The organism is Agarivorans litoreus (genome assembly GCF_019649015.1).
Taxonomy (GTDB): Bacteria; Pseudomonadota; Gammaproteobacteria; order Enterobacterales; family Celerinatantimonadaceae; genus Agarivorans; species Agarivorans litoreus.
In genome coordinates this window covers 1,483,548-1,506,838 of record NZ_BLPI01000001.1, presented here as the reverse complement: position 1 = coordinate 1,506,838, position 23,291 = coordinate 1,483,548, and the positions used below count along the sequence as shown (strand labels likewise).

General features: G+C 43.0%; 19 protein-coding genes. 16 read left to right on the top strand and 3 right to left on the bottom strand.

Annotated elements, in window-relative coordinates; all coding sequences use genetic code 11:
* Positions 1-205 precede the first annotated feature (205 nt).
* Positions 206-1,120: a THxN family PEP-CTERM protein gene (locus tag K5L93_RS06935; protein WP_220719061.1), complete on the top strand. Its 915-nt coding sequence runs from the start codon at positions 206-208 to the stop codon at positions 1,118-1,120.
* Between the two features lie 156 nt (positions 1,121-1,276).
* Positions 1,277-2,233: a PEP-CTERM/exosortase system-associated acyltransferase gene (locus tag K5L93_RS06930; RefSeq protein WP_220719060.1), complete on the top strand. Its 957-nt coding sequence runs from the start codon at positions 1,277-1,279 to the stop codon at positions 2,231-2,233.
* 21 nt (positions 2,234-2,254) lie between these two features.
* Here the strand turns inward: K5L93_RS06930 and prsT are convergent, their stop codons facing one another.
* Positions 2,255-5,014, bottom strand: coding sequence for an XrtA/PEP-CTERM system TPR-repeat protein PrsT (prsT, locus tag K5L93_RS06925; protein ID WP_220719059.1), 2,760 nt, complete (start codon positions 5,012-5,014; stop codon positions 2,255-2,257).
* Positions 5,015-5,190: 176 nt separating this feature from the next.
* Between prsT and tviB the strand changes: the two genes are divergently transcribed.
* The 6 genes from tviB (at position 5,191) to K5L93_RS06895 (ending at position 11,918) form a co-directional block, all read left to right on the top strand.
* On the top strand, positions 5,191-6,459 hold the full coding sequence (gene tviB, locus K5L93_RS06920; RefSeq protein ID WP_246615014.1) for a Vi polysaccharide biosynthesis UDP-N-acetylglucosamine C-6 dehydrogenase TviB: 1,269 nt from the start codon (positions 5,191-5,193) through the stop codon (positions 6,457-6,459).
* A gap of 14 nt (positions 6,460-6,473) precedes the next feature.
* Complete coding sequence (locus K5L93_RS06915) at positions 6,474-7,499, top strand: SDR family oxidoreductase (protein WP_246615013.1); 1,026 nt, start codon at positions 6,474-6,476, stop codon at positions 7,497-7,499.
* A gap of 125 nt (positions 7,500-7,624) precedes the next feature.
* Positions 7,625-8,680 carry a GNAT family N-acetyltransferase gene (locus K5L93_RS06910; protein WP_220719056.1) on the top strand — a complete coding sequence of 352 codons (1,056 nt, stop codon included), beginning with the start codon at positions 7,625-7,627 and terminating at the stop codon, positions 8,678-8,680.
* Positions 8,638-10,047, top strand: coding sequence for an O-antigen ligase family protein (locus tag K5L93_RS06905; protein WP_246615012.1), 1,410 nt, complete (start codon positions 8,638-8,640; stop codon positions 10,045-10,047). Before K5L93_RS06910 ends, K5L93_RS06905 begins: the two co-directional genes overlap by 43 nt.
* Positions 10,048-10,109: 62 nt before the next feature.
* Complete coding sequence (locus K5L93_RS06900) at positions 10,110-10,997, top strand: polysaccharide pyruvyl transferase family protein (RefSeq protein ID WP_220719055.1); 888 nt, start codon at positions 10,110-10,112, stop codon at positions 10,995-10,997.
* A 21-nt stretch (positions 10,998-11,018) separates the two neighbouring features.
* Positions 11,019-11,918, top strand: a complete 900-nt coding sequence (locus K5L93_RS06895; RefSeq protein WP_220719054.1) for a glycosyltransferase family 2 protein — start codon at positions 11,019-11,021, stop codon at positions 11,916-11,918.
* 50 nt (positions 11,919-11,968) lie between these two features.
* Here K5L93_RS06895 and K5L93_RS06890 read toward each other — a convergent pair whose 3' ends face one another.
* Together K5L93_RS06890 and K5L93_RS06885 are read right to left on the bottom strand one after the other, a co-directional pair.
* On the bottom strand, positions 11,969-13,414 hold the full coding sequence (locus K5L93_RS06890; RefSeq protein WP_220719053.1) for a lipopolysaccharide biosynthesis protein: 1,446 nt from the start codon (positions 13,412-13,414) through the stop codon (positions 11,969-11,971).
* 29 nt (positions 13,415-13,443) lie between these two features.
* Positions 13,444-14,646, bottom strand: coding sequence for a hypothetical protein (locus tag K5L93_RS06885; RefSeq protein WP_220719052.1), 1,203 nt, complete (start codon positions 14,644-14,646; stop codon positions 13,444-13,446).
* Between the two features lie 328 nt (positions 14,647-14,974).
* Here K5L93_RS06885 and K5L93_RS06880 point away from each other — a divergent pair, with 328 nt between their 5' ends.
* The 8 genes from K5L93_RS06880 (at position 14,975) to K5L93_RS06845 (ending at position 23,236) form a co-directional block, all read left to right on the top strand.
* Positions 14,975-16,321 carry a phenylacetate--CoA ligase family protein gene (locus K5L93_RS06880; protein ID WP_220719051.1) on the top strand — a complete coding sequence of 449 codons (1,347 nt, stop codon included), beginning with the start codon at positions 14,975-14,977 and terminating at the stop codon, positions 16,319-16,321.
* Positions 16,311-17,438 carry a glycosyltransferase gene (locus K5L93_RS06875; RefSeq protein WP_220719050.1) on the top strand — a complete coding sequence of 376 codons (1,128 nt, stop codon included), beginning with the start codon at positions 16,311-16,313 and terminating at the stop codon, positions 17,436-17,438. Before K5L93_RS06880 ends, K5L93_RS06875 begins: the two co-directional genes overlap by 11 nt.
* 97 nt (positions 17,439-17,535) lie before the next feature.
* Positions 17,536-18,168 carry a polysaccharide deacetylase family protein gene (locus tag K5L93_RS06870; RefSeq protein WP_220719049.1) on the top strand — a complete coding sequence of 211 codons (633 nt, stop codon included), beginning with the start codon at positions 17,536-17,538 and terminating at the stop codon, positions 18,166-18,168.
* 5 nt (positions 18,169-18,173) lie between these two features.
* Positions 18,174-19,355, top strand: coding sequence for a glycosyltransferase family 4 protein (locus tag K5L93_RS06865; protein WP_220719048.1), 1,182 nt, complete (start codon positions 18,174-18,176; stop codon positions 19,353-19,355).
* The gene (locus K5L93_RS06860; RefSeq protein WP_246615011.1) at positions 19,355-19,879 is read left to right on the top strand and encodes a serine O-acetyltransferase; all 525 of its coding nucleotides are present in this window, start codon (positions 19,355-19,357) and stop codon (positions 19,877-19,879) included. The genes K5L93_RS06865 and K5L93_RS06860 overlap by 1 nt, the downstream gene beginning before the upstream one ends.
* Positions 19,880-21,052 (top strand): glycosyltransferase family 2 protein, encoded by a 1,173-nt coding sequence (locus tag K5L93_RS06855; RefSeq protein ID WP_220719047.1) that lies wholly within the window; start codon positions 19,880-19,882, stop codon positions 21,050-21,052.
* Positions 21,049-22,239 carry a hypothetical protein gene (locus K5L93_RS06850; RefSeq protein WP_246615010.1) on the top strand — a complete coding sequence of 397 codons (1,191 nt, stop codon included), beginning with the start codon at positions 21,049-21,051 and terminating at the stop codon, positions 22,237-22,239. Before K5L93_RS06855 ends, K5L93_RS06850 begins: the two co-directional genes overlap by 4 nt.
* Positions 22,229-23,236, top strand: coding sequence for a polysaccharide deacetylase family protein (locus tag K5L93_RS06845; protein ID WP_220719046.1), 1,008 nt, complete (start codon positions 22,229-22,231; stop codon positions 23,234-23,236). Before K5L93_RS06850 ends, K5L93_RS06845 begins: the two co-directional genes overlap by 11 nt.
* Positions 23,237-23,291: the final 55 nt, after the last annotated feature.

The window sequence follows — 23,291 nt, the reverse complement described above, 5'->3', positions numbered from 1 at the left end:
ATATTAAGCTTTAGAGCAAAGATCTTAAGGATCTTTTGCGGTGATAAATATAATGGGCTTTCGTGTCAGCAATTTTTACATTCTGTTTACTTTAAATATTTGGTTAGTTATTAAGCTGCTGCTTTTAAAGGACTTTTAAAACTGGCATCTAGATTGCTTTGTATGACTTGTATTTCGAATTGTACTGACCAAATGGATGGGTGACATGAACAAATTAAAACTTACATGCTTGGCGGCTAGCTTAGGTTTTGCAAGCATCTCTGCTAACGCTGCTCTTATCACTGATTGGGATTACCTAAACGAAGCTGGTTTCGATCAGTGGACTTCAGACGCGGGCTCAATTGACCCAACAGGAATTGATGCAACTGGAGAAACTTTGGATGCTTTTGACCCACTTTTTGGTGGCGAACTTCCTAAGTCTCTAGCTTGGGGTGACCCGTACAGCGCTGAAAACCCAGACCTTAAGAAAAGTGCTTTAAATATTGAAGATTCAAAAGCTGGCAGTGTTACAACAAGCGTTGTTGATGGTGTTGGTGCATTGGCCTTTTCAGAAGGTACTGGTCTTGTTCACGAAAACTGGGGTGTAACTGGAAAAACCTTAGTTGCTGCTACTTTATTTGATGGTTTGTTCCTTGCGCCTACCGCGCCGGTTGCCTTCCCACTTGCACCTGCGCCAGTGCTTCAGTTTGGTGTGATTTTTGAAGAAACCTACAACACGCCAACTAACAATATCTGTAAGTACGAGAAAACTCAGTTGGTAGGACAAGCCGGTATTAACCAAGAAGGGTGTGCTGACTTATTCACTATCGTGTTGGGTCCAGATGTTACTTACACAGAAGTGGGTAATGATATTTATTTAACAAATAGCTTTGTACTACCAATTCCAGGTTACGATGACTATGTATACACCCTAACTACTCGTCTACAAGGCTTAGAGGTATTAGGTGATATTGATTGTGGACCAAACTTCACTTGTATTGGCTTCCTTACAGAAGAAGACAAAACTAACGAATTGAAAGCTGGTTTCGCTATTTCCGCTGCTCAAGTATCAGAGCCAGGAACATTAGCTATCTTTGGATTAGGTTTATTAGGCTTGGCTGCTGTTCGTCGCCGCGCATAATGCTTAATTAAAAGTCGTACAGTTTTAGCATTGTACATCCAAAGCGCAGCCTAGTTCTGCGCTTTGCTTTTTCTGCAAGCCTGCCTTTTATAATTCTAAATTGTTTCTAAAATCTAAATGTAATGTTTAGAAAGTTTGAAGCTTTGAGAGCGCTTTATGATCCGAAACAAATATGTGAAAAACTTGGCCAGCTATCCGTATATTGGAGCAGTAGTGAGAGGTGGCATTTCACTTCTTGTTAAGCGAGAAGCTAAGTTAATTGCTCAGCACTTTGCAGAGTATCTTCGCCCAGTAGTGGCTTACAAAACCGATACCGTACAGGAGGCGTTTAGAATTCGTCATGACGTATATTGTGAAGAACTCAATTTCGAACCCGTCCGTGAAAATGGTATGGAGCAAGATGAATTTGATGAATACTCTCGCTTTTGTTTAATCGAACACAAACCTAGTACCAACTATGCAGGCTGTGTGCGAATAGTATCTCCTTCTAGTAAAGATGAGTTACTGCCCATCGAGAAGTTTTGTTCGAATGCTATTGAAGGTGCTAAATATCACCCTTCTCAGTTTGAACGTACTGAAATATGTGAAATATCACGCTTAGCGGTTCGTCCACAATTTCGACGTCGTAAAGCTGATAACTTTGATGGTGCTGCCTCTGGTGCGATCAATGAGCAAACCTATTCTGAGGAAGAGTTACGTTGCTTTCCTTTTTTAGCTATTGGTTTGTATCTGTCTATTGCCGCTCTAGCTGTGCGAGCCGGCACCCATCACGCGTTTGTTATGATGGAGCCGCGCCTTGCTAGAAGTATGAGTTTTCTTGGTATTAAATTTGAGCAACTAGGCCCTGCGATAGATTACCATGGCTTACGTGCTCCTTATTATATAAGTGCCAGCATGCTCACTCGTACTTTACCTGTCGGTTTCCAAACTTTAATGCATAATATTGATAAGGAAGTGGAGAAGGGATGCTTAGCTGCGAGGAATAACGATGACAATGATGAGTACATAAAAAAAATGTATTCGGCTAATTTCTATAAAAATGACTCTCCCAATATATCGTTGCGAGAGAGCCATAAGTGGTGTGCATCTAAGGGCTTATATTTGCCCCAATAAGGTTTTTTAGGGCTACACAGATTAATTTAGCTGAGCTTCAAGCTCAGCTTTTTTATTGACTAACTCTGGCTCAATATTTATTAATCCATCGAGTAGCTGTTTAGCTTCTTTGGTTTGTTTATTTGCAATTAGCGCTTCTACTAAGTGCAAACCTACCTCATTACTAGCATCTTGTTTGTAACTATCCTCAAGCGCTTTAGTTGCTTCTACTATTTTCCCTGACTTAAGTAACATGTAGCCGTAGGTATCTTTTACTTGTGGTATATCCGGTTTTAGCTCGTGGGCTTTATTGGCGTAAGTTAAGGCTACTTCAAATTCATTTAAGTCATGGTAAACCCAAGCGAGGTTGTTCCAGGCAACAAAGTTATCTGGCTGCTCCTTAATAATTGCTTGGTACTCCTCAATTGCTTGCTGTGGGTTAGTTTTCATTTGCAGTTCTGCAAGTTGCAGTTGAAGAGGTTTTGCTGCTTCGCCATGAACATCGATGGCTTGTTTAATGAAAGCAACGGCTTGCTCGATTTTATCTGCTTCTTTGTATGATTTGATTAACAGATTAGCTGTTTGGGTACTTGGATAAGCTTCATATAATTTATTGAAAGTATCAGTTGCTGCAGGCCAGTTTTCTTGAACTAAATAGATGTAACCCTGCTGTTGTAAAACCGCTGGTGTGTTCATTTGATTTGCGTCAAGGTTGTTTAGGGCATCTTGGCTTGCTGCTGCATCGCCTGCTTTGAGCTGCAATACTGAATGAACAAACAATAAACGTTGGTTATTCTTATATAGCTTTACTGCTCTGTTACTTAAGGCTACAGCTTCTTTTAATTGACCTGTAGATTCTAAGATGTTGATGTTTTTAACATACGCTGGTAACGAGAGTGGTGAGTTTTCAAGCCAAGCTTGATAACTCAAAATGGCCTTCTCTTGATTATCCGTTTCTAGGTACAAATCACCGATCAATTGCCAAACTCTGTCTTCGCGAGTTAAAGCATCAATTTGCTCAAAAGATTCAATGGCTTTAGGAAATTCTCGGGTAAATAAATAGTATCGGCCTAACTGTTCTTTCAATAATGAAGAATCTGGGGCTTCGGCAAGCTGTTTATCAAGAAGTGTCTTCACCTCACCAGTCTTTTCTATCTGAGAAGCATGGCTCATTAGGAACTCAAAAACACGAAGATTCTCTGCTTGCTCTTGCTTTACCTCATAAGTTATCTCGTAAGCTTTTTCTACTTCGCCTTTTTGCACATAAACCGATGAGCTAAATAGTTTTGCTGCTAGGTCATCAGGTTGATCTTTTAATATTGATTGATAAGCTGCGAGAGCTTCATCGTAGCGCTCTTGCTGCTCAAGAATGGCACCTTTAAATAGTTTTACACTTTGATCTTCTGGGTGAGCATCTATCCAGCTATCCAGAGACTTTAGCACTTCATCAGCTTTTCCTTGGCGGAAGTAATGAGTTTGTAAACCTAAAAATGCTTGGGCATGAGCAGGATCTTCAGCTAGCACCTCTTCGAGTATGCCAATTCCATCTAAATCATTTTGTTTAAGCTTAAGTAAACCCAGTTTGGCCTTTTCTGATAAGCCGCCTGAACTTGCCGCTTTTTCGGCAATTTGTACTGCTTCTTCGGTGCGACCTAAACGGTTGAGCTGCATGCTCACTGTGCTTAAGAAGTCGCTGTCTTGGCCCTCAGCAACAGATGCTTGGTTAAGCTGATTGAAGGCGTTGTCTAATTGGCCAATTCTAAACTGAGTGGTTACGTATAAACGTTGTGCTAGGGCATTTTGTGGATCTTTAGTAATCACTCGCTCTAGCTGAGTTAAGGCTTGTTCGTACTTTTGTAATTTGTAAGCAGAGATACCCGCAACAATTTGGGTCGCAGTGTTATGAGAACCACTTTGCAAGGCTTTAGTTGATAATGTAAATGCATTCTCAAAATCTTCGTCTTGAAAACGTATGTAAGCTTTTAATTGATTGCTAAGCATGTGGTTTGGAGCAATTTTCAAAATATTGTCTAAATATTTTTCAGCGTCGCTAAACTGTTTGTTTTTTACCAAGGCCTGCGCTAAATACAAAGTGAACTGAGCTGCATCAGGGGCCAGTTCTACTGCTTTGCTGTAAGACTCTACCGCTACTTCTGTGTCATTAGACATAGACGCAAGGTGGCCTTTTAGCAGCCATACATCAGTGTTGTTTGGTACTTCTCGACTTAATTGTTCCAGTGTTTCGTTGGCAGCTCCAAATTGTTGGTCGGCAGCAGAAATACTGGCTTTAACCATGCGCGAGTAGGTGCCTTCAAAGCCAAGCTCTTGGGCCTGATTTAAGGTGGTTTTAGCCGGATCAAATTGGCCATTTCTAAATAGCGAAAGGGCATGAATTGCCAGTAATTCGGTTTCTAGCTCAGCTTCAAAGGGTCTATTCTGAGTAATCAATTCGCCTATTTTTTCAGGCTCATTTTGATTTAAATAGGTTCTAGCTAGTAGGGGAATGAGTTGCTGTTTTTCAGCGTTTAAGTCTAAGGCTCTAAGTAGCTCTTTTTCTGCTGCCGGATAGTTACCGCGATCAAGGTAGATTTCACCTAAATTCAACCGCGCTTGTGCTAATGAGGCATCTTTTTTTATGGCATTTTTTAGTTCGATGATTGCAGCGTTCTGATCATTTTTAGCTAAGTACTCGGTAGCCTTAGATAAGTGCTGTTCTGCGGTGTCCCCACCGCAGGCAGTTAAAGCGATGGTTAGGGCACTCACTGCCAGAATTTTCTTCATTCCAAACCTATGATTGCTCATATTATTCCCTGTTTGTTGGATTGATAAATCACATTAAAATAATACAGCTTAATTATCGCTATGTCTTACTTTGTGGCGTGTTTTGTTTTTATGTGGATTTTGACTCTTACTTTCTGTTCCAATATGCGGTTTAATTAGCATTAGAAAACTGTTTTCAAATTTTAATGGATGTATACATGGACGTAAGTATTGCCGTAATTGGTTTAGGTTATGTTGGCCTGCCGTTGGCTGTAGAGTTTGCTAAAAAACGCAGTGTGGTTGGTTTTGATATTAATCAAGGGCGTGTTACCGAGCTGCAACAAGGTCAAGATCTTACTCAAGAGGTTAGCAACCAAGAGCTACAAGACGTTGCTAGTAATATGTCTTACAGCTGTAACATTGAAGACTTAGCAAAATGTAATGTGTTTATTGTTACTGTTCCCACTCCAATTACTGAACATAAACAGCCCGATCTTACTCCTTTGATTCGCGCCAGCGAAACAGTAGCTAAAGTACTTAAACCCAATGACATTGTTATTTACGAATCAACGGTTTATCCCGGAGCTACAGAAGAACAGTGTGTGCCTGTTTTAGAGAAAAACTCAGGCCTTAAATTTAATAGTGATTTTTATGTGGGTTACAGTCCAGAACGTATTAACCCTGGTGACAAAACTCACCGTGTTTCTACAATTAAAAAAATCACCTCTGGCTCAACCCCTGAAATCGCCACTATCGTCGATGATCTTTATGCTGAGATAGTGGTAGTAGGTACCCACAAAGCTAGCAGCATAAAAGTGGCTGAAGCGGCTAAAGTTATTGAGAATACTCAGCGTGATGTAAATATCGCACTTATCAACGAATTAGCGCTTATCTTTAATCGCTTAGATATTGATACTGAAGCGGTACTAGAAGCTGCCGGTACCAAATGGAACTTTTTACCATTCCGCCCTGGCTTGGTTGGCGGGCACTGTATAGGTGTAGATCCTTACTACTTAACGCATAAAGCTGAGTCTATTGGTTACCGCCCTGAAGTGATTCTTGCTGGTCGAAGAATTAACGACAATATGGGGCGTTATGTTGTATCACAGTGCATTAAGTCAATGGTGAAACGTAATATCTCGGTAGTAGAAAGTAAGATTCTGATTTTAGGGCTAACTTTTAAAGAGAACTGCCCTGATATCCGAAATACCAAAGTTATCGATATTGTTCACGAGTTTGCTGATTACGGTGTTCAAGTTGACACCTACGACCCATGGGCAGATAAAGAAGAGTGTCATGAAGAGTACGGCATTGATTTGGTTGAAAGCCCACAAGCAGGCAATTATGACGCAATTATTTTAGCTGTTGCTCACCAGCAGTTTAAAGATATGTCGGTTGAGCAAATACGCGCCTTTGGTAAAAAAGACCACGTACTTTACGACCTTAAATATCTATTGCCAGTTGGCGCTAGCGATCTGCGTTTGTAATGGGGACTGATACCGTGCAGCGTTTTCAACTAGTGTGTGAGCAACTTAAGGCCGAACCTAAAGTTTGGGCAATTACCGGTGTGGCTGGTTTCATTGGCTCTAACTTATTAGAAGCCTTACTGAAATTAAACCAAAAGGTAGTTGGTTTAGATAACTTTGCTACCGGACATCAGCATAACTTAGACGAAGTGCAAGGCCTAGTAAGCGAGCAGCAGTGGCAGCAGTTTCGTTTTGTTGAAGGCGACATTCGAGATCAAGCGACTTGTCAGGAGTTTCTATCTGGTGCTGATTTTGTGTTACACCAAGCTGCTCTTGGCTCGGTACCTCGCTCGATAAATGACCCCATTACCACCAATGAAGTAAACATTTCTGGTTACTTGAATATGTTGCAGGCTGCTAAAGAGCAACAGGTATCAGCCTTTGTTTATGCCGCGTCTAGTTCAACCTATGGCGATCACCCAGATCTACCTAAGGTGGAAGATAAAATAGGCAATCCGTTATCGCCTTATGCCGTTACCAAGTATGTTAACGAGCTCTATAGTTCGGTATTTCAACGTACTTACAATTTCCCATCTATTGGTTTGCGTTACTTTAACGTGTTTGGTCCTCGCCAAGATCCAAATGGCGCTTATGCGGCGGTTATTCCTAAGTGGACAGCGGCACTGATTGACGAAGAGCAGGTATTCATTAATGGCGATGGCGAAACCAGCCGAGATTTTTGCTTCATTGACAATGTCGTGCAAATGAATATTTTGGCTGCAACAGCTGGCTTAGAAACCAGTGAAGTATTCAATGTAGCCCTTAATGACCAAACCAGCTTAACCCAGCTCTATGATTTACTGTGCGATAACCTATCTAAGCATGGTGTTGTGCGCTCTGCCAAGCCGAAGTACCGCGATTTTCGAGCTGGTGATGTACGTCATTCGCGTGCTGACATTAGTAAGGCCGAGCAATTGTTGGGTTATGCGCCAGCGTTTACTATTGGTCAGGGCTTAGCTATAGCCATGCCTTGGTACATTGAGCAATCTAAAACGAACTAGAGCTTTAGATTGATAGCGCTGAAGGTCTTTTTAAGGAAGAAAAGATTAAGTAGTGGAAACCAGCAGTAAACTTGATGCTGGTTTCCTTATTTTGGCCATTTGCTGAGGTTGTTTAGCATATCTAAATGAGAGATGCCGATACTTTACAGTGGCGTGAAATTCGCTCACTAGACCAACTTCTTGCTATACAAGAGCAGTGGCAGGCACTTAGCCAGCTGTGCCAAGCAGACATGTTTAACTGTCCTAGTTGGCTAGTACATTGGACTCATCAGTTTTGGGACAAGCACTGTGAGCTTTATTGCATGGCTGGGTTTGCTAATGAAAAGCTGGTGGTGTTAGCGCCTTTTTACACTCGGCGCAGCGCTAAGTTGTTGGGGATAACTCAGCTGTTTTTACTTGGTCAGGGAGAACCTGAGCACGCGGAGGTAGCATCTGAATATCCTGATGTACTGCTAAATCAAGACTATCAGGCAGAGGCCTCAAAGGTTCTGTTAGTGTGGCTGTCTAAGATTAGCTTTGATGTATTTGTTGCTCGCGCGGTAATAGAGCAAAGCTTTTTGCATCAGCTGTTTAACAGTGTGCCTAACATTCAGTTTGCCGAAGCTCGTCGTTATTCTTTAGAAGTAAAACCGTGGTCTATAAAGCAGCTTAGCCGCAATGCGCGCTCGCAGTGGCGCAGAGCCGATAAAGCTTTAGCTGAGAAAGGTGCAGAGTTTAGATGGTTAACAAGCTCTGAAATTGAACAGTATTGGCCAAGCTTGGTGGCGTTTCATCAGGCGAGGTGGCAAAACAAAGGCAAGCTTGGTGCATTTTCCGATCAGCGTTTTAGCCAGTTTCATCGGCGGTTTCGCCAGCAGCATCCAGATTCAGTGGCTATGAGTGGTGTGTTTATTGAGCAGCAGCCTTTAGCATTAAACTTCTATTTGCTAGAACAGCAGCAGCTGCATTTTTATCAATCTGGCTGGGATGAAAAACAGTTTTCGCACTGTTCACCCGGATTCGCACTTCATGTATGGAGTATTTTAAACAGCAAAGCCGTGCTTTATGACTTTATGATGGGCGCCGCTGCACAAAGCTATAAAGCAAAGTTTTCATGTGATGAAACTAACTTGGTTAATCTGTCGCTGATTAATTCCCCATGGAGGATAAGACTATTCAAGCTCGTCGACAAAACCCTTTAGCGGCAGATGTAACACCGCTAGGTAGAAGGCCTTTACCTATTAAGGAAAAAACAGCACCTTTGGCCTTCTTTTTCCTTTGCCTATACAGCATTGCGGTGCTGATTCGGCCGCATGAATTTTCGCTATCAACTGCTAATTTCATCATCATCAAGGTGTTTGCCATTCTTTCCTTTGGGCTTACTTTGATTACCTTAAGACCAATAAAGTTGCAGCCTCAACACTATTTATTATTGGGCTTAGTGCCATTGATTATGATGTCGGCATTTTTAAATGGTTGGGGCACTGGGGGGATTTTTCAGGCGCAACGGCTATTTGTAAGCTCCATTATTCCTTTTTTCCTTTACAGTGCGTTAATCGCTACCCCGGGTAGGCAGCGCTTACTCATGTATATATGCATCGCGGCAGCCTTGGTGATGGTATACAACGGGCATATTCAACAAGCCTCATTTAACGGAAAGTATGGCATTGGTATTGGCGACAGTATTACTGTTGGCCGTGAAGAGATGCGCATCACTTACCTTGGATTTTTTAGTGATCCTAACGATTTAGGTATGTTTTTAGTAATGAATATGCCTTTTGTCGCTTACTTTTTTGGTCGAGGTGGTGCTGTTGTAAAAATAGCAATGCTGGCTATTTTAGTGGCGTTTGGTTACGGCGTATATATGACTGGGTCTCGGGGCACATTGCTAGGCTCTGTTGCAGTGATAGGTTTGTATTTTCTCATTAGTAATGCTGGTGCGCGGCTTATTTTATTTGCATGTTTAAGCGCGCCAATTGCTGCTACTTTATTGGCATCGTTTGGTGGCTTGTCTTCGACTGAGTCCTCTGCTGCTGGGCGCTTAGACGCTTGGTATGATGGCATTCAAATGCTTATCCATAACCCCGTTTTTGGGGTAGGTATGGGTAACTTTATGGATCATCACGGCAAAGTGGCACATAACTCTTATGTGCATGTGGCTGCGGAATTAGGTGTGCCCGGCTATAGCCTGTGGGGCGGAGCGCTAATTCTTAATATGCTGGTGGGCTACGCTATCTTGAAGCGATTCAATCGTTATCCCAACGAAGATGATACGAAAGACTTAGAAGTGAGTGAAGAGAAATCAGAACAGTACAAAGAAGAAGCTAACCTGAATAAAGCGTTATTTTATTCGATGATTGGTTTTATGGTGACAGCCTTTTTCTTAAGTCGTCAGTTCACTCTGCTGATGTTTATTTTTATGGGGATGCAAACCGCTAGTCATTTACGCTTGATGAAGTTGCGCCCAGATTTGGAAGAAATGTTTTCAGCCAAAATGGTTTGGCGATGTATGGGTTATAGCTGGGCGGTAATCGTTGCTGTTTACATGACCTTAAAGGTTGGTTTATAGCCACCACCAATTGAATAACTCGGCTGAACGCGGCCGAAGGCAAAGGATTAACTAGGTTAAAAATGCAATTATTTTACTACAAGGATGAAGTGGGCAATTTTGGTGATGACCTTAACCCATGGTTATGGCCCAAGTTGCTTCCTGAGTTTTTTAATGAGGATTCATCAGAGTTGCTGGTGGGCATTGGTACCTTGTTAAACCACCGGCTACCCAATGGCAAAACCTTACACATTGTTGGCTCCGGTGTGGGCTATGGTCAACTGCCAGCGGTTACCGATAAATGGAAGGTTCACGCTGTTCGTGGGCCTTACAGTGCTAAAGCCTTAAATCTTGACCCTAGTACCGTTGTGACAGACTCAGCCTTATTACTGCGTAATGTGATGGAACCGACTCATAAAGAAAACGGTGATATTGGCTTTATGCCGCATTACTTGAGTTGTCGTAGTGCCGACTGGGAGAATGTTGCCGAAGCTTGTGGCTTTAGGTTTATTTCTCCTGAGTGGTCAGTAGACAAAGTGTTTGCAGAGATGGCGCAATGCCGATTGATGCTAACAGAAGCGATGCACGGAGCTATTGTTGCTGATGCGCTACGCCTTCCTTGGAAGGCGGTTATTTTAGGTGACCATGTCAATCAGGTTAAATGGCAGGATTGGCTATCAACAGTGGATATGCAGTATCAACCTGAAAGTGTGCCTAACTACTTTTATAGCGCAGGTACAAGCCCGGTTAATGCCATTAAAGATGAAGTGAAGCGGCAACTGCAAAGCGCTGGCTTTGGCAAAAGTTGGTATAAACCCAAGCCGCGCAACTCGAGCGCTAAGGTTCGTTCAGAAGTTTGTTCTCAACTGAGTGCAATTGCTAATAGCGCCCAAGGGGAGTTAAGTGGTGAGGCTATCCAGAACCAGTTGATTCTTAGACTTAATCAAAGCTTAGACGCTTTACAGGCGTAGATAACCAAGAGGGTATAAGCGATGACAGTTGCAGTCAGCATTATCATTCCTGCCTATAACTCGGCGGCTTTTATCGACAAAGCCATCGAGTCTATCTTGGCGCAAAGCTTTGATGATTATGAGATCATTGTTGTAGATGACGGATCTAAAGATGATACCGTTGCGAGCTTGGAAAGTTATCGGTCAAAGATACAGTTAATCAGCCAGCAAAATGGTGGTGCGTCTAAGGCTAGGAATACCGGTATTCAAGCGGCAACTGGGGAGTTTGTTGCCTTTCTCGATTCTGATGACTTGTGGCGTCCGCAGAAATTGATGGATCAAGTTAACGCTATGCGTGCCCAGCCCGACTGGGTAGCCTGTTATACCGAGACATCCTACAAGGCCGATGAAGAAACCCTTAAGCCACAAAGTGAGCAGGCTCCGGTGTTAGTCTCTAAGGACTTACAGCAAGTCTTTTTACATCCTTATTTGGTGACATCTTCATTTATGGTGCGCCGAGAAGTGCTTAACAAGGTGGGGTTGTTTGATGAAAGCTTAAAAACCGCTGAGGATATAGACCTGTACCTGCGGATTGCTGAGCAAGGGCTAATTGGTTTATTGCAAAAAAGCTTAGTGTGGAAAGCCGATATAGAGGGCAGCTTAGGCAGTTTGTTATCGTCTTATCAAGACAATCTTGATGTTGTAGATGCGTTCTTAGCTCGGCAAGGTAGTAACAGCGCTAGTTGGGGAGATCTGGTTGGTAAAGTGAAGGCCAAGATTTACCTAGATTGGGGGAAAGACTTGTTATGGAATGAGCAATGCTTTGCTGCCTTTAAAGCATTATCACAGTCTTTAAGCCTGAAGTTTTCTCGTGTTACTGTTTGGCTAATGATAAAAACGCTTATTAAAGCAGCGCTGAGCCCGCTAAGAAGCTCGAAATAACATACCCTATGCTGGTCTGTTGTACTTTAACCGTAGCAGTGCAACAGACTTTAGCCGTTACGTTTGAGCATGCTAAGTACTTCTTTAATCGAAGCCCTATCTAATAGCAGCATCAAGCCCAAGTAAGTTATCCCACCCAAAGTGATTTGCAGCAGCAACGCCACTACGATATCTGCTTCAATCAATGATTTAGCACCATAAACCACCGCAAACATTGCTGCGCCCGACAACATTGGGGCTAACAGCAACTTAACAAATTGGCTGAATTGCGTATTTAAGGTTTGGCTATTTCGCCAAGCTACGATTAAGTAGGCAACCGGAAATCCACACAACCACGCTAAAGCTAAGCCGGTTGCACCATAGCGAGCTGCGATCATTATGCTTATAAACATGATCACCACCATAAAGCATAAGTTCACTAGCATGTGGTTCACTTTCTTTAAGCTTTTTAGAGCGGGGTTAAATAACTCTTCACTGAAGCGAAGTGGCATAATCATTAACATAATAGTGGTTGGAATTACTGCGCCTAACCATTTATCCCCCAGTAGCAGCGGAATCACCAAATCGGTGACTGAAGCTAAGCCCCAAAAAATGGGCAAGGTTAAGCTAACGCATAAACGTTGTGACTTCAGCACATAGTTGGCGATGAGCTTTGGTTGATCTTGTATTTGAGAAAATGCAGGAAAGGCCACTTGTCGAAGTAAGGGCATGATTTTTTTCTGCGGCATTAGCGCTACTTGCAAGCCAATGGCATACAGGCCCACTTCGGTTGGCGTCATTATCCGACCGGCAATCGCTACGTCCATATGCATGAATACATAAAACAATACCGATTGAATAGACAACATTCCGCCAAATTTAAGCATGGCGGTTATATCGTTTATCTTAAAGCTAGGTAGAAAATCAATCGGTTTGGCTGCAAAGGTCAGCGCTGCTCGCAAGCCAATAAAGATTATTTCGCCAATGACCAAAGACCAAAATCCATAGCCTAGATAAGCCATCACTAAGGTTGACACTGCCGCTACGATATTAGAGATAGCGGCAATAATCGATACTCGCTTAAACTCCATGTTCTTAGCTAGTAAGGCGGCAGGAATCACCTCTATAGCTAAGATAACAAAACACCATGCATTCACTTTTAAAATTTGGCTTACTATGTCTGATTTGTAGTAGCTGCCGGCCACATCTGCTAAGGAATACTGCAGCGCGAAAAAGCCAAGATGGCTAATAATAATAGCGCCAAATAACTGCTTTAAACTCTGCTTAGTTAAGTTCTTCTCTTGAATAATTGACGAAGCGAATAAGGAGCCTAGCAATAAGTTAAGAAAACCAAACAGTACGTCTGACATCGCAACCAGGCCATAGTCGTCTGGGCTTAATAAGCGAATGACCCAAAAAGTCATAGCCCAGCGCAATATTTGGGTAATGATTTTCCCCATGGCTACCCATTTTAAGGAAGATAGAACTTGATTTTTTAGCTTGGAATCTTTAGTCATGTTAAGGCTTTGGGCTCGCGAGGAACAAATTAGTGGTATTGCTTGGGGTGATATAAACCTACGCTAGACAATAGTTTCTTTAGCTGGTTTTTAAATAGCAAAAAGACTTTGGCCGGTGAACGTTTGAGGAACAACATAGTGGCCGAAAGGTAGTGATGAGCAGCAAAGGGATATCCCTGCTGTTTAGCCCAAACCACTATTTCTTTTAGCAGCGGGTCCCTGCTAATTAGAACTTCATTAATGAATGCTTGTTTGTGTTGCTGGTAAACCTCTAAATCAAAGCTGTCTTTATATAGCTCAAGTTTACCGGCCAAATCTAAGGTCAGCAGGGTCCGTAAACACTTATCGCAGTGTGAACAATTGCCGGCTCTATCACCTTTCACGCAAACATCTAATACTTTGTATGAATCTGGGTTGTTACTAATTCGCAGGGTTTTTTCTACGCGCGAGTGCTCGCTACCCACTGAGTGACATTGCAAGCTTTCACTAGCTAAAAGCGGCATGCTGAATGCGTCGCTATATGCCATGTCGTAGCTTTCGCCAACAAATAAGTCTTGATAGCTGTAGGCGGATGAATATAAAAAGTGACCAATGAATTGTTGGAACAACATCGGGATAGCGGCATTTCGCAGAGTGTGAGTTAACTGAAAATCCAAACTACGGCCATAAAAGTCATTCATATTTGAGTTAACGGTAATGAACGGAAGCCGCCAAGCATCAGCGGTTTCTTTTAATTGCTGGTAGCGTTCGCGAAATAGTCGTTCTTTACCCGGACCATGAGAACCTACATTGTTGTAGAGTAAATGAGAGATCTTTAATGCTACTGGAGTGCTATCTGAAAAGTAGTCAGTAATGGTGCAAAACGAATCTACACCAGCCGAGAAGCCAGTGATAACACCCGTAGCTGCCGAGCTTTTTGTATTGCAGCACTCGGCGGTAATGTTAACTCGCTGCAAATAAGGAATGGTTTGAGTCAGTATGGTTTGGTAGGGGCCATTTAAATTAAATAGTAAGCGCTCCGACACGCTGCCTTTAATATGAATGTTCTCATTGGCTAACATCGCCGGAAGCAATAAAGCAAGTAAAGCTGTGTCGTTAGTACTCGATAGTTCTTGTTGGGCAAGGTTGTCAACTTCAAACCAAAGTTGTTGATGACTTCCTTTTAGGTCGAAATCCACTTGATAAACAAGCGCACTACCTTTCGCCACAATAGTAACTGGACCGATGTCCATATCGCGTTTTCCTTAACACTACATCACCAAGCTCAATGCTGATTAGGCTAACGTATAAAACAACAAATTAGTAGTAATCTTGGCGTTTAAATTCACGCCTGTTTAGCGTTACTATAATGCCTAAGTAAAAGGAATTGCTCGATTAATGGAAGCCCTTGCCAACCCAGTAGTAGATGTTTGTTGTTTACTTAAATGTTAGGGTAAGTAGCAAAGGTGCTTCATTGAACGTAGTTAATAACAGCGCTTGAGAAAAGCGAGTAAGCAACTTGCCTGTTCAATACTTTGAGCCTTGTACACATTAGTTATCATACGGATATGGAAGTCAACGATGGCCATTTACCCATCTTTTTTACGAAGCTGCTTAATGCCCGCCTACGAGGCGATTAAAGGCAAAGACTTGTTAAAGCATTTAGGTGCTTATGAGCAACGCCTTTCATGGACTAAAGAGCAGTTGTTAGCTCATCAATGGCAAGAGCTACAAAAACTGTTGCAGCATGCTTACCACAATACTCGGTATTATCCTCGCGTTTGGGCTGAAGCAGGCATTAAAGATCCGCGTGATATTGGCAACATGCGTGACTTCGAGGTTTTGCCGATAGTCACCAAAAACGATATCAAGCAGCACTATGCTGAGTTTGTTTCGAGCAAACATCCAAACAATATCCGTAAGTCCACCGGTGGCTCTACCGGACAGCCTTTTCACTTTGAGCTGGACCTCAACAGTAATACTCGCCGAGAAGCTGTTATGTGGCGAGGTTATGGCTGGCTAGGCGCAGGGCTAGGTCAGAAAACCTTGTACCTATGGGGGGCCGACTTAGGCCAGCCTTCGCGCTTTAAAACCATTAAAAATGCGCTTTACCACGGCTTTTATAATCGAAAAATGCTCAACTCTTTTGCTATGACTCAAGATAACAAACAAGAGTATGTTGATGATATTAATGCCTATAAGCCAACAGCTATGGTGTCTTACGTAAACCCGCTTTATGAGCTGGCTCGTTATATTAACGATCAAGGAGTAAAAGTGTGGCGCCCCAGCACTATTTTAACAGGGGCTGAACCTTTACATGACTTTCAACGAGAAGAGATAGAGAAAGCTTTTAAAACGCCGGTGTACAACACTTTTGGTTGTCGAGAATTTATGTTGATGGCGGCAGATTGCCAAGAACAACGTAATTTGCACATGAACATCGACCACTTAGTGATAGAAACAATCGATAGCCAAGGACAGGTGGTAACAGAGACCAGCGGTGACCTGTTAGTTACCGATCTCTATAACTATGGAATGCCCTTGATTCGTTATGTAAATGGCGATCGCGCAACGATTAACCATCAGGCCTGCAGCTGTGGAAACCCTCTGCCAATTATGTCTAGCATTGACGGGCGTAAGCTAGACATTATAAAAACGCCGTCGGGTGGCAGTATTCCTGGCGAGTTGTTCCCACATTTATTTAAAGAGTTTGTCGGCATTTCGCGCTTTCAAGTTGTTCAACAGCAACTAGAGCAAGTCACTTTAAAAATTGTAGCTAATGAGCAATTTAGCGAAGCAGATAAAATCGCCATTAGTGATGAAATAAACAAATATAGCAATGGTGAACTGATGCTTAATTTTGAGTTAGTGGATGATATTCCGTTAACAGCCAGCGGCAAATACAGGGTAACTATTTGTGAAGTCTAAGCCAGCAATGGTGATTATCACCAATTTATACCCTCTCCCTTGGGAACCTAATCGCGCTAAGTTTAATCATCAGCAATTTGAATTGTTAAAGTCTGAGTATCAGTTAAGCCTGTTAGTTCCGGTAGCCTTTCCTGAATGGTTTAAACATCGTAAGCAGATTAAGCAATCAGAAGAGTTACGTTACGCTCCGTATTTTTACACGCCAAAAGTGGGGCGTCGTTTTTATAGCGTGATGATGTTTTTATCTTTACTGTTGCATTCTGGATTGTGGTTAAAACGCAAGCAGGTCAATATCTTAATGGCGAGTTGGGCTTTCCCCGAAGCAGTTGCAACTAGTTGGTTAGCTAAACTGTTTAAAGCGCGCTTTTTCTTTAAGGTACATGGCAGTGATATTAACCAGTTAGCAAAAGATCCCGCACGTGCAAAACAAATAAAAAATGCCAGTCAAAATGCACTGGGTATCTTATCTGTATCGAAAGCTTTAGCTAAGGAAATGCAGCGGCTAGGAATAGAGCAATCCAAGGTTTCTGTTATCTATAATGGCGTCAATCATCAAAAGTTTGGTGGTGAAAGTGACAAACCAATAGCACAAGACTACATCTTATATGTAGGGAACTTAAAGCCAGACAAAGGCGTTGTCGAGCTCTATGAGGGCTTTGCTAAGATTGCCGCTAAACAGCCTGCATTAAACCTGGTTTATGCTGGTACTGGTGCCAAACGAGCGACCATTGAGCAACAAGCGCAAGCCGATGGCTTAACAGAGCGAGTGACATTTTTGGGCTCTGTTGCGCACGCCGATCTACCAGCTTGGATAGGCAATGCTGAACTTCTCGCCTTGCCTAGCTACGCAGAGGGGGTGCCTAATGTTGTATTGGAAGCGATGGCGGCTGGCACACCGGTATTAGCTACTAAGGTCGGGGGCATTCCCGAGGTGATGGATACTCGCTGTTGTGGCGTGCTTATTGCGCCGAAGAGTTCGTCGGCGGTGGCTGAGGGGCTAGAGCTGATACTGGATAAACAGTGGGATAAACAGGCGATTAAGCAGCATGCTAGTCAGTTTTCTTGGTCGCTTAATCAACAACAATTTCTAGCAATGTTGAAAAATGGTGAAGTTTAAAAGATAAGTTAATAATTTGCTGGGGCTAAGCAGGTATTTTGTTACACTAACAAGCTTGCTTAAGCTCTTAGTATTGGTACAAATGGATTTGTAGTTAATGTTGAATAAGATCAAATATCTTATACGTAGTAAAGTTCTGCCTGATAGTTGGTTTCTAATTAAAAGAAGCTCGCGCGAGGCTGCGCTTTATTTAACCTTTGATGATGGACCTTATCCAGAGTACACCACAGCTTTATTGGCGCTGCTTGCTAAGCATCAAGCTAAAGCAACTTTCTTTGTATTAGGGGCGCGAGCAGAAAAATTTCCTGAGCTAACCCGTCAAATTGCTGAGCAAGGTCATAGCCTTGCCAACCATTCTTACAATCATCCCCGCTTTGATCATATCAGTGCCGCTGAGCGCAAGTTGCAGATAGAACAGACCAACAACGCTATTCAAAACCTTACTCAGCAACCGTGTCGCTTATTCCGCTCCCCGCAAGGACGTTGGAGCAGTTCTTTACTGGTTTATTTGATTCGGCGTGGGATTACTGCAGTGCATTGGAGTCGCGACTCCTTAGATTACAAAAAAGAGCCTAGTGCAACACTAATAAAACGCTTTAACGAGCAGCCAGTAAGTGCAGGCGATATAATTCTATTTCATGATGACAACAACCTTTGCATTGACGCTCTAGCGGAATTAATTCCTAAATGGCAAGCGCAAGGTTTTGAACTTAAAGCATTGGAGAGCTGAGTTAAATGAACATTTTGTTCCACCACCGAACACGTGGCCGAGGGGCCGAAGGTGTACATATTCGTGGGGTGGTTAAAGGCCTGCGTGAACTAGGCCACAAGGTAAGCATTTTGTCACTGCCTGGTGCTGATCCGGAAGAAGAGCTAGTGACACCGAAACAGCAGCAAGCGGCTAAACCACCGGCTAAAAAAAGCTTATTTTCTCGCCTAGCTGAGTTAACCAAACATACCCCAGAATTTGTGTTTGAGCTGTTTGAGCTGGTTTTTAATGTGTTGGCTTGGTGGCGCTTGCGTAAAGCGGTTAAAGAGCAGCAGATAGAGTTTGTTTATGAGCGCTATTCATTGTTCATGTTTGCCAGTGTGTGGTGGGCAAAGCGTCATAACATCCCGATTGTGTTGGAAATTAATGATTCTTGTTTAGTGCATCGTGTTCGAGAACTATTTTTTCAACGTTTTGCTCGCTCAATTGAGAAGTGGATCTTTAGTAACGCTACTGGTTTAGTGTTCATTTCTAGTCGTTTTCAGCAAGTTGCTCAAGATGCTTACCCAAATATTGCTCCCTCAGTGATTTCGCCAAATGCTGCAGATTTAGATCAGTTTATTATCGATGATGCTGCTGCTTTAGCCTTACGTCAAAAGCTAGAGGTAGAAGATAAAGTTGTTGTTGGCTACGTGGGGGCTTTTGTACATTGGCACGGTATCGACTGGTTTGTTGATTTGATCGCTGAGCGCTTAAAGGATTACCCCAATATTGTTTTATTGTTGGTAGGCGATGGCGTTTGTTACCAAAGTATTAAACAACGCATTGCTGATGCAGGGGCAGAGAAGCAAATTATTATGCCTGGCAGAGTCGCCCATGACCAAGTGCCGACTTATTTGTCAGCCATGGACTTTGGCATTTTGCCAGACTCAAATGATTATGGCTCACCGATGAAACTGTTTGAGTTTATGGCTATGGGCAAAGGTATGGTTGCTCCTGACTTTACACCTATTGCTGAAGTTGTTACTGACGGCGAAACCAGTTGGTTGTTTAAAGCAAACGACCGTGAATCTTGCGTAGAAAAGGTGCTCAGCCTTTCTTCTCAAGTGGAACAGCAGCAGCAAGTTGGTCAGCAAGCTAGAGCTTATATCGAGCGAGAAAGGCAGTGGCGTCATAATGCTGAGCAACTACTAACTTTGGTGAAGTGATGGAAAATATCAAAGCTGATTTTCGTCGTAAGCAAGAAATCTTCAGATTAGATGGTGCATCTGTAAGCATGCTGAGGATAGTGATGGCAGATGGTTCTAGTGCCAATCTCATCTATCGCTGGATGCGTTGGTGCGCCAATCATAACTTAGGTTTACTTGCCTATTTCTTCCAATGGCTGAATAAGTTTATGAATGGTTGCGTGATTGGTTCTGGCGCAGAGTTTGGCCCAGGCTTTGTGATTATGCACCCAGTAGGCATTGTGATTAATTCTAAGGTAAAGGGCGGTAGTAACATTACTTTAGAAAGTGGTGTCGTGATTGGTGATGAAAAAGGCAAGTCACCGCGTTTAGGCTCTGAGCTATTTGTCGGTGCCGGCGCCAAAATTATTGGTGACTTAGAGGTTGCCGACCAGGTAAAAGTTGGCGCTAATGCTGTATTAACAAAATCTGCCGAAGAAGGCGCAACCATGTTAGGTATTCCCGCTAAAGCATATCGCCGAAAGTCAGCCGAGATGGAGCAGTAAATGGACTTGTTATTTTGGCTGGCTGTGGGCTTAATTGGCTATAGTTATGCTGCTTATCCCGTTGTACTGCTAATGATTAGCGGTATTAAACAAGCGGTTCGTGATACCCGCTACCTCTGGCGTCGCCGAGAACGCCGTTCACTAGAAGCTAAACAGTGGCCATCTGTTTCAATTATTATTGCCGCTTATAATGAAGAGAGTTGTTTGCAGCAACGTGTAGACAATTTACTGCAACTTAGTTACCCCAAAGATAAACTTACCATTCACATTGGCTCTGATGGTAGCACCGATAGTTCTGCAGAGATTTTACAGGCCGTGGAGGCGAGTAATTTTAAAGCCCATATCTTTGAGCAGAATCGCGGCAAAATAAATGTACTTAATGACTTGGTGGAATTGGCCGAAGACCCGATTTTAGTAATGTCTGATGCCAACACCCATTTTGAAGTGGACGCTATCGAAAACCTAGTTAGGCACTTTGATAGTGACGACATCGGGGCGGTTTGTGGGGAGCTGCATTTAGTTGATTCGGAGTCAGCAGATAACAAAGACGGCATCTATTGGCGTTATGAACAAATGCTTAAGTTTCATGAGTCGCGTTTGGGTGCACTGCTGGGGGCTAATGGTGCTATTTACGCTATTGCTAAACCTTTATATCAGGCGCTACCTGCTAATACGATTGTTGATGATTTCATGATTGTGATGAACGTGTCTAAGGCGGGAAAAAAGGTTTTGTATGAACCAAACGCGGTAGCGTTTGAAGAAGTAGCGCCTTCACTACAGGATGAAGAAAAACGTCGAATTCGTATTGGTACCGGTAATTACCAGGCTTTTACTCGTTGTTTGTGGGCACTAAATCCACTGCAAGGAGCACGCTTTTTTGCTTACCTTAGCCATAAAGTGTTGCGCTGGTTTACCCCGCATTTAATGCTGATTGCCTTGGCATGTAACCTAATGCTGGTGGCTAAGCCTTTGTATGCCAGCTTGTTGGCCGTTCAATTGGCCGGCTATTTAGTCGCAGCTTGGGGGAACAGTCGCAGTAAGCGGGGTAAAAGCGTGCCTGGCAGCATTGCGTTTCTAACTTTTTTTGTATCTATGAATATGGCTTTATTAAAAGGCTTCTACTCATTCTTGTTTAAAAATGTGCAAGGCACATGGCAAAGGACATCACGGTGATAATCTTTTTAGCTTTAGTTGTATTGCTGCTAGTTGGCGCAGCAGCGGTAACCTTAATTATTCGAAAGAAGCAGATGCACCTATGGTTACCTCATTACCTAAAACAGAAGTTTAGAGCCAAGGCAAAATTTGAAGGGCCCACCCACGTTTTGTTTTGTTTTGTCGATCACTACGAGCCGCAGTGGGGCAAAAACATTAGCCTTGAGCAAGAACGAGCGCGCGTGGACCGCTGGTTTAATGAATACCCGGTAGTGGCAGGCAAACACCAAGATGCGGATGGTTGTCACCCTAAACATTCGTTCTTCTACCCAGAAGAAGAGTATCGCTATGAGCACTTAGCCAAGGTAGCCGATATATGTGCGCGTGGTTTTGGTGAAATTGAAATTCACCTACACCATGACGACGATACCAGCGATAATTTGCGCAAAACCTTGGAAGGCTTTACCGAGTTATTACATGAGAAGCATGGTGCGTTTGTACGTAGTGAAGAGACCGGCAAACTACAATATGCATTTATTCATGGAAACTGGACCTTAGATAACTCGCACCCAGATGGAAAATTGTGTGGTGTGAATGACGAACTTATTGTGCTTAAAGAGACCGGCTGTTTTGTTGATTATACGTTCCCGTCTGCTCCGAGTGTTACCCAACCCGCAACGGTGAACGCGATTTATTATGCCAAAGACGATCCTCATGCGCCGAAGTCGCATGACACTGGCAAAATGGTCAAAGTAGGCGGTCAAGTATGGGGTGATTTAATGCTAATTAATGGCCCGCTAGACCTTAACTGGAAAGCGCGTAAAAAAGGCATTTTCCCGCAAATTGAGAACGCCGATATTCGCACCAGTATGATGCCTACCAAAGATCGTGTTGAATTGTGGGTTAAGGCGAATATTCATGTTGAAGGTCGACCGGAGTGGCGCTTCATTAAGATCCATACCCATGGCACCCAAGAAGCCGACATGCCCACTTTGCTAGGTAAGCCATTTGACGACATGTGTAGTTATTTGGAAAGCAAGTATAACGATGGTGAAAACTACGTATTGCACTATGTGTCTGCCCGCGAAATGTACAATATGGCTAAAGCTGCCGAAGCGGGTGAGTCGGGCAATCCAAATCAGTATCGAGACTATCTAGTTAAAGCGCCTAGTTATAAAACTTTGGATGAGCATACGGATGCTGAATAAAGCCAAGGTGCGGCAGTTTTTTTTCGGTAGGCGTAGCGTATCTAAAAATCGCTGGCAGCAACGTATGCCCGGTATTTATGTATTTAATTATCATCGAATTGGCGACGCACGCTTTAGTGAGTTTGACCCTAACGTTTTTAGCTGTACCGCAGAGCAATTTGAACAACATTTGCTGTTTTACAAACAAGAGTTTGAAGTATTAGATGAAGCCGCGTTAATCGCTTTACTTGACTCAGGTGAAGCCATTACCAAACCTTATGCCTTAATCACATTTGATGATGGCTATATTGATAGCTACCAGCACGCCTTCCCTTTGTTAACAAAACATCAGCTTAGCGCAGTGTTTTTTGTGGTAACTGAATACACCAATGGTGGCATTTTTGCATGGTGGGATGAGGTAGCTTGGCTAGTTAAGCATTGTCAATCTAATACATTAAAACTAAAACACTGGTCTCACGCGGTGGATTTAAGTGGCAAAAACCAAACCCAAAATATCCGCAAACTGCTTTATGCCTTCAAGGAAGACCATAGTTTCTCTATGGAAGAGAAATTGCAGATGTTAAAAGCAGAGTGTAAAGCACCTCCAATGCCTAGCGCACATAGTTTGTTTGCAAACTGGCAGCAGCTAAAGGAAATGGCAGAGGGTGGAATGACAATTGGCTCACATACCCGCAGCCATCCGATCTTAGCGCACTTATCATTAGAGCAGCAGCGCGAAGAGTTAACCCAATCGCGAGATTTCATCGAAAGCAAACTGGGTACTGCGGTTTCTATGCTTGCCTATCCTGTAGGGCGAACTGACAGTTTTACTGAGCAAACCCAAGCACTTGCGCAAGAGTGTGGTTACCGTTTGGCATTCTCCTTTATGAATGGCATTAATACTCAACTAGATGCGCAGAGTGCTTACCAATTAAAACGGATCTCTGTAGACGGCAATAAAGAAGTTGATTCGCTGAAAGTACAAGTTATGGAGTTAAATACCAAGCATCGTGCTTAACTAGGCTTGCTCAACCCGTACATTTGCACTTAACTGGATAAGCAATTTTAAACGC

Bases quoted from the DNA above. Each gene is read 5' to 3' on its own strand.
- K5L93_RS06935 (WP_220719061.1), top strand. From the start codon at position 206: ATGAACAAATTAAAACTTACATGCTTGGCGGCTAGCTTAGGTTTTGCA.
- K5L93_RS06930 (WP_220719060.1), top strand. From the start codon at position 1,277: ATGATCCGAAACAAATATGTGAAAAACTTGGCCAGCTATCCGTATATT.
- prsT (WP_220719059.1), bottom strand. From the start codon at position 5,014: ATGAGCAATCATAGGTTTGGAATGAAGAAAATTCTGGCAGTGAGTGCC.
- tviB (WP_246615014.1), top strand. From the start codon at position 5,191: ATGGACGTAAGTATTGCCGTAATTGGTTTAGGTTATGTTGGCCTGCCG.
- K5L93_RS06910 (WP_220719056.1), top strand. From the start codon at position 7,625: ATGAGAGATGCCGATACTTTACAGTGGCGTGAAATTCGCTCACTAGAC.
- K5L93_RS06905 (WP_246615012.1), top strand. From the start codon at position 8,638: ATGGAGGATAAGACTATTCAAGCTCGTCGACAAAACCCTTTAGCGGCA.
- K5L93_RS06900 (WP_220719055.1), top strand. From the start codon at position 10,110: ATGCAATTATTTTACTACAAGGATGAAGTGGGCAATTTTGGTGATGAC.
- K5L93_RS06895 (WP_220719054.1), top strand. From the start codon at position 11,019: ATGACAGTTGCAGTCAGCATTATCATTCCTGCCTATAACTCGGCGGCT.
- K5L93_RS06890 (WP_220719053.1), bottom strand. From the start codon at position 13,414: ATGACTAAAGATTCCAAGCTAAAAAATCAAGTTCTATCTTCCTTAAAA.
- K5L93_RS06885 (WP_220719052.1), bottom strand. From the start codon at position 14,646: ATGGACATCGGTCCAGTTACTATTGTGGCGAAAGGTAGTGCGCTTGTT.
- K5L93_RS06880 (WP_220719051.1), top strand. From the start codon at position 14,975: ATGGCCATTTACCCATCTTTTTTACGAAGCTGCTTAATGCCCGCCTAC.
- K5L93_RS06870 (WP_220719049.1), top strand. From the start codon at position 17,536: ATGTTGAATAAGATCAAATATCTTATACGTAGTAAAGTTCTGCCTGAT.
- K5L93_RS06865 (WP_220719048.1), top strand. From the start codon at position 18,174: ATGAACATTTTGTTCCACCACCGAACACGTGGCCGAGGGGCCGAAGGT.
- K5L93_RS06860 (WP_246615011.1), top strand. From the start codon at position 19,355: ATGGAAAATATCAAAGCTGATTTTCGTCGTAAGCAAGAAATCTTCAGA.
- K5L93_RS06855 (WP_220719047.1), top strand. From the start codon at position 19,880: ATGGACTTGTTATTTTGGCTGGCTGTGGGCTTAATTGGCTATAGTTAT.
- K5L93_RS06845 (WP_220719046.1), top strand. From the start codon at position 22,229: ATGCTGAATAAAGCCAAGGTGCGGCAGTTTTTTTTCGGTAGGCGTAGC.